8 protein-coding genes are annotated in these 17,916 nt (G+C 56.8%); 2 read left to right on the top strand and 6 right to left on the bottom strand.

From position 1 onward, the window contains the following. Positions 1-52 precede the first annotated feature (52 nt). From GEOB_RS09140 to GEOB_RS09120, 5 genes are all read right to left on the bottom strand, one after another. The gene (locus tag GEOB_RS09140) at positions 53-832 is read right to left on the bottom strand and encodes an HAD family hydrolase (RefSeq protein WP_012646924.1); all 780 of its coding nucleotides are present in this window, start codon (positions 830-832) and stop codon (positions 53-55) included. A gap of 84 nt (positions 833-916) precedes the next feature. After that, on the bottom strand, positions 917-1,222 hold the full coding sequence (locus tag GEOB_RS09135) for a HigA family addiction module antitoxin (protein ID WP_012646923.1): 306 nt from the start codon (positions 1,220-1,222) through the stop codon (positions 917-919). Between the two features lie 11 nt (positions 1,223-1,233). Then, positions 1,234-1,404, bottom strand: coding sequence for a type II toxin-antitoxin system RelE/ParE family toxin (locus GEOB_RS20755; RefSeq protein ID WP_327049827.1), 171 nt, complete (start codon positions 1,402-1,404; stop codon positions 1,234-1,236). 202 nt (positions 1,405-1,606) lie between these two features. Continuing rightward, positions 1,607-7,702, bottom strand: coding sequence for an SBBP repeat-containing protein (locus GEOB_RS09125; protein WP_012646922.1), 6,096 nt, complete (start codon positions 7,700-7,702; stop codon positions 1,607-1,609). A 41-nt stretch (positions 7,703-7,743) separates the two neighbouring features. After that, positions 7,744-12,948 (bottom strand): CxxxxCH/CxxCH domain c-type cytochrome, encoded by a 5,205-nt coding sequence (locus tag GEOB_RS09120; RefSeq protein ID WP_012646921.1) that lies wholly within the window; start codon positions 12,946-12,948, stop codon positions 7,744-7,746. Between the two features lie 543 nt (positions 12,949-13,491). Here GEOB_RS09120 and GEOB_RS09115 point away from each other — a divergent pair. Together GEOB_RS09115 and GEOB_RS09110 are read left to right on the top strand one after the other, a co-directional pair. Beyond that, positions 13,492-13,905 (top strand): hypothetical protein, encoded by a 414-nt coding sequence (locus tag GEOB_RS09115; protein WP_012646920.1) that lies wholly within the window; start codon positions 13,492-13,494, stop codon positions 13,903-13,905. 32 nt (positions 13,906-13,937) lie between these two features. Further along, positions 13,938-17,498 carry an HYR domain-containing protein gene (locus tag GEOB_RS09110; RefSeq protein WP_012646919.1) on the top strand — a complete coding sequence of 1,187 codons (3,561 nt, stop codon included), beginning with the start codon at positions 13,938-13,940 and terminating at the stop codon, positions 17,496-17,498. A 111-nt stretch (positions 17,499-17,609) separates the two neighbouring features. Here the strand turns inward: GEOB_RS09110 and GEOB_RS09105 are convergent, their stop codons facing one another. After that, the gene (locus GEOB_RS09105; protein ID WP_041267109.1) at positions 17,610-17,906 is read right to left on the bottom strand and encodes a hypothetical protein; all 297 of its coding nucleotides are present in this window, start codon (positions 17,904-17,906) and stop codon (positions 17,610-17,612) included. Positions 17,907-17,916 lie beyond the last annotated feature (10 nt).

Genomic DNA, 17,916 nt, shown 5'->3' with positions numbered 1-17,916 from the left:
TGGAATAGGTATTGATCCGATACATTGGCAATTTCAGCCCTTCCGCAACGGTTCAAGGCGTCGCGGCTTGTCCGTCTGCCGCCGATTGTTCGGACTGCTCGCTTGCCTGAGCACAAAAATGATTCGACTCGATTTTGATTGCCACCTGCAGAAGCATGCCAATGTTCTCGATTTGGATGTATCTATTCTCCAACTTCAATTTCTGCTTTTGCTTCTCCTGTACGGTTTCATGTGCCCATTCTGCATGATACGGTATGTGAACCGCATATGCTCCCAATGCCAAAACAGGCAAAATATCAGACCGGATGGAATTGCCGACCATCATGAACCGGTCTGCCCTGACCTTGAATTTTTTCAGTATTGCTTCATATGTACGACTATCTTTGCTTGCGACTATCTCCAATTCAGAAAAGTTATCTCCCATTCCCGATCTGGCCAATTTTGATTCCTGATGAAATAAATCCCCCTTGGTCACAAGAATCAGTTTGTGCTTGTTTGCAAGAGCTTCGACTGTTTCTTTTGCTCCTGGAAGCAGTTCAACCGGTGCCCCCATCATCTCTTTTCCAAGTTCCAGGATTTCCCGTATCACGGATGGGGAAATACGTCCTTCTGAGAGATCCAAAGCTGTTTCGATCAATGACAGCGTAAAGCCTTTTACCCCGTAGCCAAAATGCTTCAGGTTCTTTGCCTCTGTTTCAAGCAAAGCCTTTTCGATCAATTCTTCAGACTGGTATTCTCTCAAGAGCGCCTTGAATTTCTCTACTAAACATTGAAATAAGGGCATGTCATGCCAGAGAGTGTCATCTGCATCAAAGGCGATAAGTTCAACCATTTATCATTCCTTTATTACCGAACTGGAGTGAGGTTGGCTCCTCTATTAGGTAGAAGGGAGTCAATCCTGTTATCCGACGCCCCCCTATGCGGCATGGGAAAGTGGATGAACCTCTTTGTCAAGACGGTCCTGAAGGTTTTCCAGGGCCACCTCCATATCGTAATGTGTCTGAAGATTCAGCCAGAATTGTGCTTCCATATTAAAGAAGCGCCCAAGGCGCAGTGCAGTGTCGGCGGTTATGGCGCGCCGTCCATGGACGATTTCATTTATTCGCCGTGGCGTCACGCCAATATCTTTGGCCAGCCGATATTGAGTAACGCCCAGGGGCTCCAGGAATTCCGTCAACAGGATTTCGCCAGGGTGAATCGGAGAAAAATCACGTTTTGCCATAATGTCACCTCTCAATGATAATCGACGATCTCGACGTTATAGGCATCACTGTCTTTCCACACAAAGCAGATGCGCCACTGCTTGTTGATCCGGATGCTGTGTTGCCCTTCCCGGTCATCGTGCAAGGCTTCCAGGTGATTAGCAGGAGGTACTCGCAAAGTTCTCAAGAATAGTCGCAGCATTAAGAATTTTGAGCTTGATCGCAGCCGAGCGCTGGATCGCTTGCGGCAACTTCGTGGGAAAGCGCCCGAAAAAAAGCTTTTCGGTCTCTTTGCAGTTAAACGACTTGATCATGGAAAAATAGTATCCCGACCAGATATTATCGTCAAGGGATAATATAATATTTTCAACCGACGCTTTATATCGACTTCCTTACGCCGCCCGTCAGGGGCAGGTATCCGGCGCCGCTGTCAGTGACGGAGTACTGGTCACTGCCTCGGCGCTGTAGTTGGAGAATTCCCCTCCCTTGAAGACCCGCGCCCGGTAGGCGTGCCGGGTATTTGGACCGACACCTACCCGGTCGGTATAGGTGGCGCCGGCGGTACCGGCGATGGTTGCCAGCCTGATCCAGTTGCCGTTCAGGTTCACTTCCAGCTCGAAGCCGTCAATATCGGTGCAACTGACGCTGCCGCAGGCACTGGCGTCATAGGTAGCCGTCAAACCGATGCTGGCACCTGTGACAGGCGCAGCCGACAATGTGGGTGCGGCAAGCTTCAGGGTGGACAGACATGCTTCCGTGCTGGGTATCGAGTCGCCGCCGGTGCTGTTCCAGGCCCTGACCTGGAAGCAGTAGGAGGTATTCGCCTTGAGCCCCGTGGCGGCATAGGCGGCCACCTTGTCGCTCAGGGTTTGGCAGGAGGTCGTCGGGTAGGCAGAGCCGCAGTAGAGCTTTTCGTAGGATACGGCAACGTTTTCGATCTCGCTGTACGAGCCGCCGCTTTCTTTCCGGTCGATCTTGTAATTGGTGGCCCCCAGGCGTACCGGCCATGCCAGGTCGATCTGCCATGGCGACGCCACCTTAAGAGTGACGCTGGTTGCCGCGGGGGTAGTGGTAGCCGACTGGACATTGCTTGCCGCTGACAGCCCCCCTGCATTTTTGGCGGAGACCCGGTAATGGTAAAGGGTCCCGGCAGTAAGCCCGGTATCGGAGTAATAGCTGTAATCCTGTGGAGAACTTCCCCTGTAGGTATAGGTAACCCCATCGGTGCTGCGATAGATGTCATAGCCGATATTGCCGGTGATATTGTTCCATGAAAGATCGATTTTGCCGGTTGTAACACCGGTCGGCAATTCCAGTACCGGCGCCGGCAGGAGGGTCGTCTGGGAAACCACATTACTGTATGCGGAATCGAGGCCGTTGGTCGCCCTGACCCGGTAGCAGTACCAGGTGGCTTGGCTCAGTCCGCCGTGGCTGTAGTAGTTGTTGTATGAGTCGACCCATATGGGATCGCTCCAGGTGCCGGCGGTACAGTCTCCACCGACCCGTTCCTTCCATTCCAGCTTATAGCCGGTGTCGCCGTAGACATTTCCCCAGGAAGGAGTCAACTGGGAAGTGGAGTTGGCGGTAGGCGTGTACATGGCAGGCGCGGCCGGTACTGTTGTGGCGTATTTGTACGGCTCCGCACTCCAGCCGGAAAAGTCAGACACGCCATAGGTAACGCGGATGCGGTACCTGTAGGTATAACCCACATTGGGCACGGTATCGGTGAAGGTATGCGCCGTTCCACCCGGCTCCAGGGGATCGGCGGAGATCTTCGGCAGAGTGGTCCAATCGGAATAAATATAATAACCTGGCGAATCCGGATAATTACCCTGTGCCCTTTGAATCTCGTATCCATTGGCGCCGGCGACACTGGTCCAGTCTATCTTGATCTGGGTGGTGGACAGAGCTGTCACCGCCGCAACAACTGGTGAAGGAAGAGGGGTGGTCTTGCACAGCTCGTTGGTACTGTAAACGGCATTGCCGTTATAGGTGTTGGTCGCCTTGATTCGGTAGCAATACTCGGTCTGCTCGGAAAGAGAGCCGTCGGTATAGGTAAGAACATTGGCGCCGAGGCTGGCCGCGGCTGCGACCTCAGCCCAGGAGCCAGTCGAGGTCTGCTTCCGCTCCAGGGTGTATTTGTTTTCCCCTGAAACGTCCGTCCAGATGGCCTTGAGCGAATTCTGCGTCATGGGCTCGATGGAAGACAAGGTGGGGGGGTTGAGCCATGTCCAGCCGACTACATCGCTGCTGTATGCCGAGTAATTATTGCCGTGGTTTGCGTTAACCGCTCTCAGGCGGTACTTGTATGCTGAACCTGCATTCAATCCGCTCCGCTGGAAGGGCTGACTGGCCGCATCCAGACCGTTGACGGCAGTCCAGCCGCTCCACCAACCGTTAATGCCGCAGTTGGCAGGATTGTTGTTGGAATCGTAGCAGTATGCTTCCTCAAGCACATAACCGGTTTCCTTGTCGGTGTTGTCGGTCCACCCGATGTTCAGCTGGCCGGTTGAAGCCGGAGTCACTGTCAGCAGGGTCGGTTCCACCAGCTTGGTGTACTTCTGCACCGTGTTGCTCCAGGCGGAATCACCGCCGGCATTGGCAGCCTTCAACTGGAAGTAATACAAGGTGTCGTCGACCAGGGAATTGACCGTGCAGGAGGTGCCGGTGATGGCAGTACAACCGACGGCATCGGCCCAGGCGCCTCCTTCGGTTTTGAATTGCAGCGTGTAGGCGGCGGCACCGGTCACCCCGTTCCAATTCAGAGCGATCTGGTTCTTAGCCGTGTTGCCGTCAGTGGGGGCATTGAGGGTTGGGGCTGCCGGTCGGGTAATGGCGCTGCTCTCGTTGCCTGCCTGGGAATAGCCGGAGGGGCTGTTGGTCATGATGCGATAGTAATAGGTGGTGCCCGGCGACAGGGGCGAATCCTGGTGGGTAGTCTCGCCTGCACCCTTATCGGCAACAACTCCCCAGCTGCCGCCGCTTCCGGTTTTGCGCTCGATGCGATAGCCGGTGCTGCCCTGAACGCTGCTCCATGAAAGGCTGATCTGGCTGGAGGAATCGACGGTGAGTGGGGAGAGGACCGGTGCCGGAAGCGTGGTGGTGACGCAGGTAATCAGCTTTCTGGAGCTGATGCTGCCGGAGAAGGCATCGATGCGGTAGCAGTAGCTGACCCCGGCGGACCTTCCGGTGTCCTGATGGGTAAGGGTTCCGGATGGAAAGGTGCCGATGCTTTCCCAGGTGCTGGCATCATTGGCCGGCCCAAAGGTCCGCTCGATTCTGAAACCGGTGCCCCCGGTATTCTCCCTCCAGGAGAGGTTTATTTTGCTGTAATCGGCCTGGGCAACGGCGGCAAAGGGAGCCGGGACCAGAATATAGTCGTTCTTGTGCTTGAACAGGGAATAGTCGGCATCCCCTACCGCGGTACGTTTGAAGCCGGCGATGAATGCCTCTCCCTGGTAGTTGACGGCAATGCTCCTGGCCTCATCCTGCTTGCCCCCGTTGTCATGGATCTTTGCGCCGAGGAAGGTCCCCTCGAAATCCCAGATGACCGAAAGCATGTCGGAAGAGGCATCGTACCCCGCATCTCCCTGGGGACCAATGCGGGTATTGCCGGCGGCATAGATGTAACCGGAAGAGTCGATTTCCATGGCGGAAAGGTATTCGTAGCTGCCGGAACGATCCAGGTTCCTCTCCCAGACCACCTCTCCGTCCGTACCACGATAGCGGATGAGGTGGATGTCAGTTTCGGCGGGTGTGGCGAACGATGTTCCGGCCACGACCACCGCGCCGTCGATTGGATCCAGCTTGACCGCAACACCCCAGTCGTCGCCGTTGCCTGCCCCCTGGTACCGTTTTTCCCACACCCGCCTCTTGACCGCATCGGCTGCGCCCGCATATTTGATGGTGAAGAAATCGCGATTTGCAGGGGTCTGGTCGTTGACCAGGTAGCCGGTTACAAAGGCATCGCCTGCCTTGTCGACGGCAATGGACATGGCTCGGGCATCTCCGGCGGCGACGGGATTGGCATAGGTATCGGCCCAGAGCAGGGTGCCGTTGGTGCCGCTGTATTTGGCGGTGAAGAAATCCGTGCTTCCCTGGGCATTTTCGCTGAATCCGGTGACGAAGATGTCTCCGGCGCCGTCCATGGCAACACCGGTGGGATAGTCGTTGCGGCCGCCGTCGTACACCTTCGGGGTCCAGGCCATGGTGCCTGCCGGGGTGTACTTGACGATTTTAATATCGTCGTTGCCGGGGACGGCGTTGTTCTTGCCGAAACCGACGACAACCACGTTGTTGGAGCCATCGGTGGCCGTGGTGACCATCACTGCCCGGTCAAGGTCGTCCTTGTTTCCGTACTGCATCTCCCACAGCGTCGGCGGAGGCGAGAGGGTATCGCTGCCGTTGGGGCCCTGATAGGTCTGATACTTGATGGTATAGAGGTCATCGCTGTAGGGGTCGCCCATCTGGGCACCCGTGCCGAGCACCAGGGATGAACCGGTAACGATAACGTTCTTCTCGGCATCCACAGCCACGCTCGCCGCTTTATCGTTGCCGCCGGAACCGCTGTCGTAGCGCGCCTGCCACAGGGACGTCTTGGCGGCCCGGTCCACCTTCAGTGTATAGTAATCAAAGGAGACGGTCGGCTCCGGATCCAGTTCCGTGCCCGATTCCACCAGGTTGCTGTAACCGGTGACGACGGGGTGGTCGTCCGCCCCGACGGCGACGGAGGTGGCGACGTCTTCATTGCTCCCGCCGTAGCCGAATGTCCAGTCGGGCACGCCATAGGTGATGACCTTGGTTAACACCCTCGCTTCGTTGCTGTAGCTGGAATAGCCGTTCGCCGTGTTGTAGGCGCGGATCCTGTAGTAATAATAGTTGTTGGGGGCAAGGCCGCTGCTGTCGGTCAGGCTCTGGACATCCTGGGCCGGTTCGGGCGAAATGGCGGCCCAGGTTCCCCCCTCGCCCAGCTTGCGCTCTATGACGAATTTCTCTTCGTTGGCTGCGTTATCGGTCCAGGCCAGATTGACCGAGGTGTCGGAAGCAGCGGCTGCCGTAAGCCCGGTGGGGGGATTGATGCGGCCATAGTCGTATTTGACCAGGTAGTAATCGTAGTCATTGGACCCGCCGTTTTTGTCGGACCAGCCGACCACGTAGAGGTCCCTCTCCGGGGAAAGGGCAACGGCCACCGCCTTGTCGGTCCTGTTGGCACTGCCGTTGAACCGCCGGGTCCAGAGCTGGGCGCCGGAACCCTTGTGGTACTTGACGGTCTGAAAATCATAACTCCCCTCGATGCCGGCATAACCTGCAACCGAGACATCCCCCGCCTCGTCCACCACGATACCGGTGGCAATATCCGTGTAGTCGCTGCCGGAATTGAAGGTTTTCTGCCAGACCGTATCGCCGGTGGCGCCACTGTATCTGGCGGTGAAGAAATCGTGCTTGCCGTCAAGGGTAAAGGAATAACCGGTGACATAAATATCTCCGGCGGCATCCAGGGCGACGGCAGTGGGTTCGTCCTCGTAAACGCCTTTGTAGACCTGCTCTCCCCGTGGCAGAGTCCAGAGGTAGTTGCCGCTTGCCGCGGCCAGCTTGATGGTGCTGATATGCTTGCCGACGGCATCGGTAAAATAGCCGGTGGCGATGACATCGCCTGCGCCGTTCAGTTTGAGGGCCACGATCCGGTCGTCGAAGCTCCCCGGGGAAGAATGCCGCTTTTCCCAGAGCAGCCCCCGGTTGTAGTCGTATTTGCGCACCAGAAAATCAAAGTCGCCGCCGGCATTCTGGGAATAGCCGCCGGCAACAATGCCGTCGCCGGCAAGGGCAAGGACGGTGATGCGGTCGTCTCCGCTGCCGGCATTGTCGATCAGGGGCCAGGCGGCCTCACGAACCCCGGCAGCTGTCCACTTGACGATGAGGAAATCGTCGTTCCCTCCCCCGTTGGTGTACCCCCCCACATAGATGTTGTTATCCCCGTCCACCACCAGGGAGGTGGCGTAATCCTGCCCTCCGGGGGAACCGGGATAGGCATAGGTATCGGCCCAGATTACCTCGGCAGCGGCCCCGGAAGGGGTCCCCCTGTATTTGATGACGCGGATATCGTAATTTTGGCCGTTCCAGGCATTGCCGGCGACAATGACGTTGTTGTCCCGGTCAACCGCTATTGCCGTCCCTCTGTCAGAGCCGCCTGCAGCGTCATAGGCAGCGGTCCAGGCAACGCCGCTGCCGTCCTGCTTGAATTTCACCGTATAAAAGTCGTCGTCGATACCCGAACCCAAGTTGCGGTAACCGGTGACGACAACATTGCCATTGCCGTCCACGGCACTGGCCACCGGCATTTGTCGTCCTGCCTGCAGGTCACCCGCCTGCCACAGCAGGTCGCCACCGGCGGCCAGGGCCGTACCGGTCCAAACCATCATCATCGGGAGGAGCAGCCCCATAAGAAGGAGGGTGCCTGCACCCCATTTGTTCCGGCATTTTTCCGTCGTCGATCTATTCATAAACGCATTCCTCGTATCCACGCTGGGAGAGTCCATACCAACTACCATGGCGTCACGTTGTTCCACAGGTTCTGGTTGGGCCAAGGATTGGCCGGAAGCTCGTTCCTGCGCAGGTGACAGGCAGTCAGCGCCTCACCGTCGCCGCCGGCACCGTTATAGACGTTGCCGACAGGGTAACCCCTGTGCTGGCCTCCACCCCCTCCCTGCCAGTGGGCATTGCCGTCCTGCTTGTCGGCTGCCCAAGGCACTCCGCCGGAGGCCTTTTTCCCGCGATGGTTGAAATCAAGGCAGTTGATGCGCATCAACCGGGGCAGGCCCGAGTTGTGGGGCTGATGACATTTGGAACAACTGTAGGAATGCTCGGTATTGGCTCCCCAGCCCTTGACCGATTCATGGATCCGGTCGGTGGATTTCCAGCTCTGGTTCTTGTTTATTCCGTCGGTGAGGACCTCTTTCTTATGGCAGGTGACGCATAACCCGGCAAACTGCTCGTCGTTCTCCTTCATACGGTTATTGGCGCCGCCGAAGGTGTTGCGGTCGATGTTGTAATTGGCGTAAGGCTGCGTGGGATAGGGGTTGCCCTGGTAACGTCCCCACGAACGGGGGTTGCCGGAGCTGTCATTGGTCACGTTATTGCCGTAGGGCGCCGGAGCGGTGAAATCCTCCTTGTAGGGAGAGGTCAGCCAGGTGCCTTTCAGCATGGGAACCGCGTAACCCTGGTTCGCCCCCAGAATTGGGCTGACCCCATGGGGATCATGGCAGGGGGTGCACAGGCCGTCGACGCTGGCGGCATAGGGGACGATCTGGTAGGTGTCGCCGGCATTGATGGTGTTGCCGAAGGGTTCCATGGTCAGGGTTCCAGCGCTGTTGCCGGTGATCCGCCGTGCCTGGCCGCTATTGGTGCCGCTGGTTATGAGGGCGTAGAAGTTCCTCCACTTATCGACAGCCCATCCTTTAGCGTCCTCTATGGTGCTTGTCGTACCGCCGGCGGCAGTGCCCGTTTCCTTAGCCAGGTGCGGCAGAGATCCGTTCGGCTCCGATGCCTTCATATGGCCGCCGATGATTGTCTGCCTGCTGTTGCGGTAGGCGAAGCGGGCAGTGGAGGCCTTGACACCTTGGCCGAAGCGCGGGGTGTCCTTATAGCCGATGATCGGCGAAGTGGCGCCGAAGGTGGTGCTGTAGCCCCAGGGTGTCTTGCCGTTACGGGTCTGGGTGCCCGGTGTTGCCGATTCATGGCAGTCGAAACACTGCCCCGCTCCGGCGCTGTACGGGTTGATGCCGGTGGTGTTGTCGGCAGCCTTATAGTTATTCATGTAGCCCCCCTTGCCGGCTACCGTTTCTTTCAGGTTCCCGCCGTTTTTCAGCCCGTTGAAACCGGCGTAGCTGGAGGTGACTCCTACCAGTTTCGAGCCATGGGAGCTGTGGCAGTCATAGCAAGCCACATTGTAGGCGCCACCGCGGCTGTTGGTGAGGGTGCCGTCACTGCCGGTGCCGGTTTCCGCACCGCTCTCCGAGGCAGGAGTCGTGTCCCAGCCGCCTCCGGCGTTGTTCACCGCATTACCGTGGGCGGAGAAGGCCTTGGCCTGGTTCTTCTGGGAAGCGCCCGGAGTGCCCGCGTACTTGCCCCAGGTGGTCGTGCCGGTCTGGGAATAGCGGGAGGCGATACTCTGCCTGTCCCAGGCATACTGGCGCGGCGTCTTGCAGTCGCCGAACGGCTGGGTATCGTTGTTCTGGTCGCTGTGACAGCCGAGACAGACATTAGTCAGCTTGTTAACCTCTTTCCGCTCGGTGGAAAGAATGCCGAAGCTTAAGTTGGTGGCCACAAACGGCTGTGCCGTCGCCCTCCCCTCCATGGTGGAATAGGTGCGGTAGGCGGTGGGCCTTACCCCGGGTCCCCAGATGACCAGGTCCGAGGCCTGCTTCTTCACTGATGTGTAGAGCTTGTAGTTGTACCCGGCATGATGGTCGAGATCGATGAGCCCCTGGCTGGTGGCCTCCCAATGGCAGGCATAGCAGTGCTTGTTGGTAACCGTTACCCCTTGCACGTGATGTGACGATGCTTTCATCTGCCCCATGACGTCTATACGTCCACCCACTGCACCATTGTGACATTTTGTGCAATCCCGCGGCAGGCTGAAGCCGTTGTGGCGTGGTACGGCCTTGTTGCGGTGGCAGGTGTCGCATTTCTGCCTGGAAGCATGGCTGTCGGTAAACCGGTGTTCATGGCAGCCGGTACAGATTCGGCCGCTGTTGTGGCTGTCCCCTCCATCCTTGTGGTAGTGCTGCTTATTGGCCTTATCGTGGCAGACGTTGCAGATACCGTTTATGGGTACCGGGTTCTGCGGGTCCTGGACCTTGGCATAATCGCTGCCGCTCACCTTCTGGGTGAAGACCACGTCAGCCCTGGCTCCGGTCTTGGGAATGCCGAACTTGCCGTCGGTGGCCGTGGCCACCTTGGACTGGATCATGTAGATGTTGGAATCGCCATGGGGATCGTGGCAATCCCAGCAGAATTTGCCCCCCTTCCAGGTGCCGATGGTCTTGCCGTTGGCATCTTTGCTCCAGCCGCCGCTGGCAAGGAAGCCACGGTAGTGCTTGTAGCCGAAGTGCATGGAGGTGGCTCTGGATTTTGCCTTGACCAGCCCGGTCCCGGGGTCGAAACCGGGGGTGTACTGGCTGTTGTTGTGGCAACTGGTACATTTGTCGTCGCTGTCGTCGTCGTGACATTTGAGGCAGACCCCCATCATCACGTATGCATTCTTGACGTCTTCCTTCTGCTCGGCGGTCCACAGACCGGCGCCCGTCTTGTGCCGCTTGTCGTCCGTTTCATGGCAGCCCGTGCCCAGGCAGCCGCCGGTCATTCCCTGGTGGGAAGGGCGGTATGGGTCCTGCCGCCCGGTTATGGTGCTCAGTTGCGGTGCCAGCGACGACGTGGAGTTGTGGCAGTCAAGACACTCAGACTCCTTGCCCTCCATGTGGCAGTAAACGCATTCATGGTCGAACTGCTTCTGGTACTGGGCATGCCGACGCAGCCGGAAAGGATTTTCGCTGTCCTTATGGAGGACGTTGTTATCGTGACAATACCAGCAGGGGTTGCCGGGGAAATTTGCCGCCGGATTCCCCGACCAGGCATACGCCCCCAGGGAAGCGCTACGCCCATGCCCGGAGGAGTTGAACTCGGTCAGGTTGATCTTCGCCTGCTTGCCGTTGAAGGGGCTGAAGTCGTCCACATCCTGGCCGGTGGTGCCATGGCAGTTGATACAGAGAATGGTGGTATTTACCGACTCGCCCCAGACCGGATCGGCTCCTGCCCGATGGCACTTGGTGTTCGAACAACTCTTGTTGTTGTTCTGTGGGTTGACGACGAAGGCACCGCTGTTGTTTTTAAAGACCACGTCCCTGCTTTTGTTGACGTGGCGCTGGGCATTGATATGGGCGGTTTCGCGCATGGTGCCGCTGGGGGCGGCGCCGTTGTGGCAGTCGGTACAGACCCCGTTGCGGATAGTGTCGTCGTGGCAGTTGTCGCAGGTGAAGTTGGTCTGCATGTGGCGGGCATGGGAGTTGGCGCGGGAGGTACCGGGCCCCTGGTTGAGATAGATGGGCATGGCCTCCTTCCATTCTTCACCGGGAGCCCAGCCGGTCCGCACGGTCCAGGTCTTGCCATTGGCGTCCGTTCTGCCGTCGTGGCAGCCGCTGCTGGAACAGGTACCCTGGGGATGGCCATGGCAGGAGTTGCACTTGCTCTTGTCCTTGCCGGTCCAGCCCAGGGGGCGGATAACCTCGGGGGAACCGGTACCGTCGCTATGGCAGTAGACGTTATCGCACTCCTTGGTCTCCCCGTTGTAGGTTGGGGCGGGGCGGCCGATGATCGCCCATTGGGATGCCACCTGGATGTCCTTCTGCTGGTTCACATGCCGTGACTTGTCCTTGATGGCGCCGTCGCCGTCAACGGTTGCATCGTGACAGTAATAGCAGGGATATTTTCTCACCCATTGAGGCCCGACCAGGGTGCTGTGGCCATTGGTAGTGATGTTGATGTACGGAGTGCAGAGCTGGCTTGACGGGTCCCAGCCCCCCACCGGCTGAACGCAGTCGGTGGCGTTGTTGTCGGCGGTTCTTCCCTTGTGGCATGAATAGCATTTCAGTTCCTGGGTGTCAGACCACTTGACGCCGGTGGTGGGCGCCCCACCAAGGGCATTGCTGTGACAGTAGGTATTGCTGCAGCCCCTGGTTTCGCTGTCGTAGTTGCCGCCGCTGTTCAAGGCCACGTTTTTGGAGGCGTTCACATGGAGGGTCGTGTCGATGATGGTGTCGCTGCCTGTGACCGTGTCACGGTGGCAGCGCTCGCAGGTGAATCCATAACCGGTGGGTGCGGTATGCTTGCCGTGCCTGCCGCTGAGGCCGGTCTGGGCTCCGGCTGAGTCATGGCAGCCACTGCAGGTCAAAGTCCCTCCCCAGGTGGGGGAACGGTACTCGTTGCTTTTGTCGTAGGGAGCGCCGTTGCTGTGGCAGTATATGCCGTTGCAGGTACCGGTCCTGCTGCCGTTGTCCAGGTAGGTGGGGTAGCTTACGTCGCCGGAATATGAACCGCCGCTGTTGGGGGAGGTGGTGAACTGTACGATCAGTCCCCTCTTGCCCGCACTGGTGGCGTGGGCAAAGGGGGCCGCGCCGGCCCGGTGGTCAGTGTGACAATGTCGGCAACTGTCGGTGTCGGTGCCGAGATAGTCGCCATGCTTCTTGCCGCTTCCCGCACCAGCCGGATGTCCGCCATCGGCAGGGGGCGCGCCATGGCAGACGTTGCAATCCTGGGGCTGAGCCAGCATCTGGCTTCCCCAGCGTGGGGTATCCTTTTCGAAGTGGCAGTTGACGTTGGAGCAGCTTGCCAGTTGCGGGGTCGAAGTCTGGGGATGGGCGGAAGTCCGGTTGTTGTAGGTGGTGGTGTTGCGTGAACCATTGATGGAGGAAGAAAGGGAGATTACGTCATTGCGATGGCCATTGGTGTAATCCCGGCTGCCGGGATGGCAGACAGCACAGCTGGCGGCAGTGGCCGCAGCGGTCATATGGCTGCGGTGGTTCCCCTGAAAGCCGCCGGTGGTAATGTTTCGGTAGGATTCATCCACCGGCCTGAGATCGGCCGTACCCTTCTGACCGTGGCAGTCGTTGCACTGAAATGCGACCGCCGGCATTGCCGGTACGGACACACCCATGACCACCAATACCAGCACCAAAGTAACAATTCTGCCCACGCCACCCCCCTGCATATCATCAGAAAATAAAAAAGTTATTGATTAACCCAACAAGAAAAGACTCTGCACCAGGTGCCGGGCGATGGTTTCCGACTGACAAACACCGAACGGACGAAGGAAGGGGCGCCAAGAAAGGGGAAAAAGGAGATTCTCGAGCAAAACACTTGTCGGATTTTAATTAGTTTATAAAACTTTCTGGCGCGAAATAAAACATAAGTTTTTTTAAAGTTTGCTCCCGCCAATTCAAGACACGGGCATCTACTCTTCGGCTTCAAGGCCCAACGCAAAGAATTATTAAACTATTATTATAAAACGACATTATCTTTTCATTACAATGAGCTCAACGACGGTTGGATAAGAGGGGGAGGAAGAAAGCAGCACACAGGAATGGTCCCAACATTAAATCCTCACATACCTGCCAAAACATGGGGGCGAGCACCACACTTAATATGTGAAAATTAATTTTATAATATTACACATTTCTACTTAATTGTTTTACATTACTGACTTGTCGAGGTCACAAAATCTATGGAGGTGCGTCAAATGAGAAAAGCTCTTATCGTGGTATGTCTGCTCCTGTCCTTACCCGCGCTACCGACCCTGGCGGCGGAGGGCCCGCCCCCGTTTCATCTGATTTTCCGGCAGGAAAACGTAGTCAAGGACGAGGTGAAAACCAGCGCTAACGTGATGATCAATGTCATCAACCGCAGTGGTAGTGATGCCCAGGACATCCTTGTCTCAATTCCCATGCAGAACCCCTACCTGCCCAATGATGTTCCTGTTTTTTTCGGCACCATTCCTGATGGCCGCCAGTCAGAGGTGCTACAGATAGCGACATTGGCAAACGACATCATTGCGGCAGCTGAGCCTGAAGAAAAGTTGGTGTGGCGGATCGAATACACCAACCAGGCCGGTGAACGTACATCGGTCGACGTCAAGGGAGAGAACGGGTTCTGATTTTATAATGAACATTTCAGAGGAGTTCATATATGACATCACACTATCTTAGGATTATCCTGCTGCTTTTTATCACTTTACTTCCCGTGTCACAAGCCGCAGCAGTTACGCTCGACCCAGGCTACATCGCGGGTCAGGTCAGCCTTCCCGGCTACACCCCTACCAGTATTTCATTGAACGCCACCGGGGGCGGCTATACGGCAAGCAAAACCACCTACAACAGTCCCAATTATCAGCTGACAGTCCAGGGTGGAGACTGGAATTACAGCGTAGCCGCTTCCTGCGGTGTCTCGGGGGCGAATGCACCGTACTCGACCGTCTCCTTCAACAACAGGACCATCAAGGTCGCACCCAACCAGACGGTTGCCAACGACTACATCTACAACGTGGGCACGGTGCGATTCCAGGTGAATATCACCGGCGATCCCACAACTTATTCCTATGGCTACAATTCCAGCGCTGTTAAAAATGTAACGACGGGCGAAAGAACATACACGACCAGCTCCTATACGACCAGCTTTACGACCAGAAGCTATTACTGGGACATTCCCGTGGTGCCGAACCAGCAGATTGCCCTTGCCGCCGCGGTGTATGTCTATAGCGCCACCGGAGGAAGGTATTATTACTTCAACTCGAACGCAGCCGCCCCATACAACCTGTCGCTGCAGGACGTGCAACCGGGTGAAACGGTGATCGTCCCCCTGAATATTAGTTTTGTCGCCCCTGTCCCCAGCGACCCGCCCCCACCACCGACCACTTATACGGGTACTTTGGCCGGGAATGTCGACCTCGCCGGGCTGCCCGCTGCAAATTTCGCCAGCCACTCGGCTGCCGGCATCACCATACCTGCAAACCCTGGAAGCTACACCAGGAATTACACCTTTTCCGGCAACTCCTACAGCTATTACGTCTATCCCTACACCTTCTTTGACAGCAGTATAGACAGCAACCTGCGCTGGCCGTACAAAAACGGCAGCCAAATCAACAACAGGTTCACGGTATATCCCAACCAGACCACCCTTCTCGATTTTTCCGGCGAAGGAGCCTTCCTGAACGGTTCGATCAACTTCTCCGGCACCGTCAAGAACGAGGATCTGAGATACTACACGATGACCTTGAATGGACAGGATGCCATCTGGGAAACGAACAAATGGGCCTATAAAAACACCAATTATGCCTACGTCTACCTCCGCAGAGATGTAACGGGGAACTACAAGCGTCCGCCGGTGCGTCAGTACAAACTGTTCATGACAACCGGCGATTGGGATACCGTTGGTTTCAGCCTGAGAAAAGACTTCGTCGCTCCATACACAAAATATTCAATCTTGAGCTTTAACGATTACAAACTCAGCTACGATGGCAGAAACTATTTCGGCAATCCTGTGCACATTGCCTCAGGAGCGGAAAACCAGAAAGATTTCAATTATTGTTTCGGCTCGGCTATTTTCAGGTTCCGCGCCGTGGGAGGCGGTTTGCTGAGTTCCCCCTACATGTCCGGCAATGGCACCCACAAAACCAATAATGTTGACGACCTTTCCGCAGCTGTCAGCGCATCCTCTTCGGTTAACAAGATTGCCAACCCCGACCTGGAAATTTTCGGCCCCGCAGCGAACTACACCTTGACCACCGTTCGTGTCTATGCGGAAGACGGCAGCCAGATCATCTTTCCTCCCATAACCTTCAGTCTGGCCTGCAATACGACTAAATTTTTCGACGTCCCCGGTCCGACGCTGATCGTCATGTCCCCCCAGGAGGACCTGATCACCAATGCCAGTTCCGTACCGGTAACAGGAAGATCGTACAGTGGCTCCACCATAGAAAACATAGTCGTGAACAGTGAAGCCGCGGTCGTCACCCCCGTACCGGGGAGCTCGACCAATGAGGTTACCTTCGATCACACCATCCCCCTTTCTTCCGGCAAGAATATCCTGAATATAACCGCCACCGATGTGTCCAACGCCCAGGCAACCGACCAACGTGTGGTATTTGCCGATCATTGGCTGCCTGCGGTTTCCATAACCCCAGCCAGCGGTACCCGCTTCCCCGACACCGAGACGGTTATTCCCTTCTCCGTCCAGGCCTCCGATCAGGGGTATGGCTACACGCTTCAAGTCTATCTGGACGGCGCCCTGATCAGCACCACTACCGGTGCTGAAAACGACACAACACCGGTTGCCGTTTCCTATGCAGGAACCCTGGACCGGCCCTCTATCGGTGAGCACGTCATTACCGCCGTTGCCACCGATCGGGCCGGAAACAGCACCACATTCGAGAGCATAATCGAAGTCTATCTGGCCCGCGACATGGTTCCGCCGGTCATCACCCTCCTTGGTTCCCCGACAGTATCGGTGGAAGCAGGAAATGCCTATGCGGATGCCGGAGCCACAGCCTTTGACGATCGTGACGGTGACATCACCAGCAGCATCGTGACGGTCAATCTGGTGGATACCCTGAAGCCCGGAGACTACACCATTACCTATAACGTCGCCGATGCCGCGGGCAACCTCGCCCCAGAGGTAACCCGAAAGGCCACAGTCGTCGATACCACTGCGCCGCTCGTCACGCCCCCACTCAACCTGACCGTCGAGGCAACCGGTAAGCTTACGGCCGTAGCCATCGGCACTGCCACCGCTACAGATCTCGTTGGCGTCGTCTCAGTCACCAGCGATGCCCCTCCTGCAGGATTCCCGATCGGCACAACCGTCGTAACCTGGACCGCAGTGGACAAGGCAGGTAATAAGGGAACGGCCGCACAGACCATAACCATTGTCGATACCACCCCTCCGGAACTTTCCATCCCTGCCGCTCAGACCGTCGAAGCTCTGTCTGCAAACGGCGCGACGGTGCAATTCAGCGTGACCGCAAAAGATCTCGTTACAGCGGCGCCAGCCGTGGTCTGCACGCCCCCTTCCGGGTCTGTATTCCCGCTGGGGACAACGACCGTAACCTGCACCGCAACCGATGATTACAACAATAAAGCCACGGGAAGCTTCACCGTTACTGTACGCGACACGACATCACCACTTCTGACGGTACCCGCCGCCATCACCGTGCTGCTGAACACCTCAGTCAATGATCCCGCTGTGCAGGCATTTCTCAATGGCGCTACAGCCGTTGATTATGTGGATCAATCGGTCACCATCACCTTCACAACTCCCGTTCTTGACAGTGTCGGGGCAAAACAGGTAGTGTTCACCGCGGTTGACGATTTCGGCAACACTACGACCGCTACAGCGACTATTCAGGTTAGATATGGTTGTAGCGGCAACTTCTTAACCCCGGTAAGCCTGCTCAGGCCCTTCAAACTTGGCTCCACAATACCGGTAAAACTTGCTCTGTGCGATGCAAACGGCTCCACCGTCACTTCTGCAGTCGCAATGCTCTTTCTGCAGCAATACTCGGCCAGCGAGCCGGTTGGAGATCCCATAGAAGTGACTTCCACCAACGCAGACACCGGAAATTACTTCAGGGTCAGTGAGGGCATGTACATTTACAATCTCTACACCAAGGACCTTACTTCCGGCACCTACCAGATCCGGGCCGTCCTGGACGACGGATCGACCAGCACCATTTCCCTCTTACTGAAGCAGTAGCCCCCCCTGCCATATGAGTGGACTCCCCTTGGGAGTCCGCGCCACAACAACAAACCCCGCTGTTGCCAGCGGGGTTTGTTGTATCATTTCAATACTGGGGAATCTTGTTTTCTAGATCCTCACCAGCTCTGGGTTTATATGGCCATAGTTATCGGGAATATCCAAGACAACCAGCCGTTTCCCTTGCAATACATCACTGTTCCTAGTTTTTATCGGTTTTAGTTTCGCTGTAGACGATTTAATGTCCAAGACCTTGGCAGCTATTCTCGAGACCTCTTCTGAAAATTCATCCTCTGGTGCACCACCTTTGATGAGGGCATAAGGATCCCATTCGTTGACCGCTGCGGTAACGATCATAATAAGTTCTCGATAGATGTGCTTCAGTGCTTTATGGTCAGTTTCTATCATTTTCTCTTAA

This window comes from Geotalea daltonii FRC-32 (assembly GCF_000022265.1).
GTDB lineage: Bacteria > Desulfobacterota > Desulfuromonadia > Geobacterales > Geobacteraceae > Geotalea > Geotalea daltonii.
This window is presented reverse-complemented; position numbering and strand designations above follow the sequence as displayed.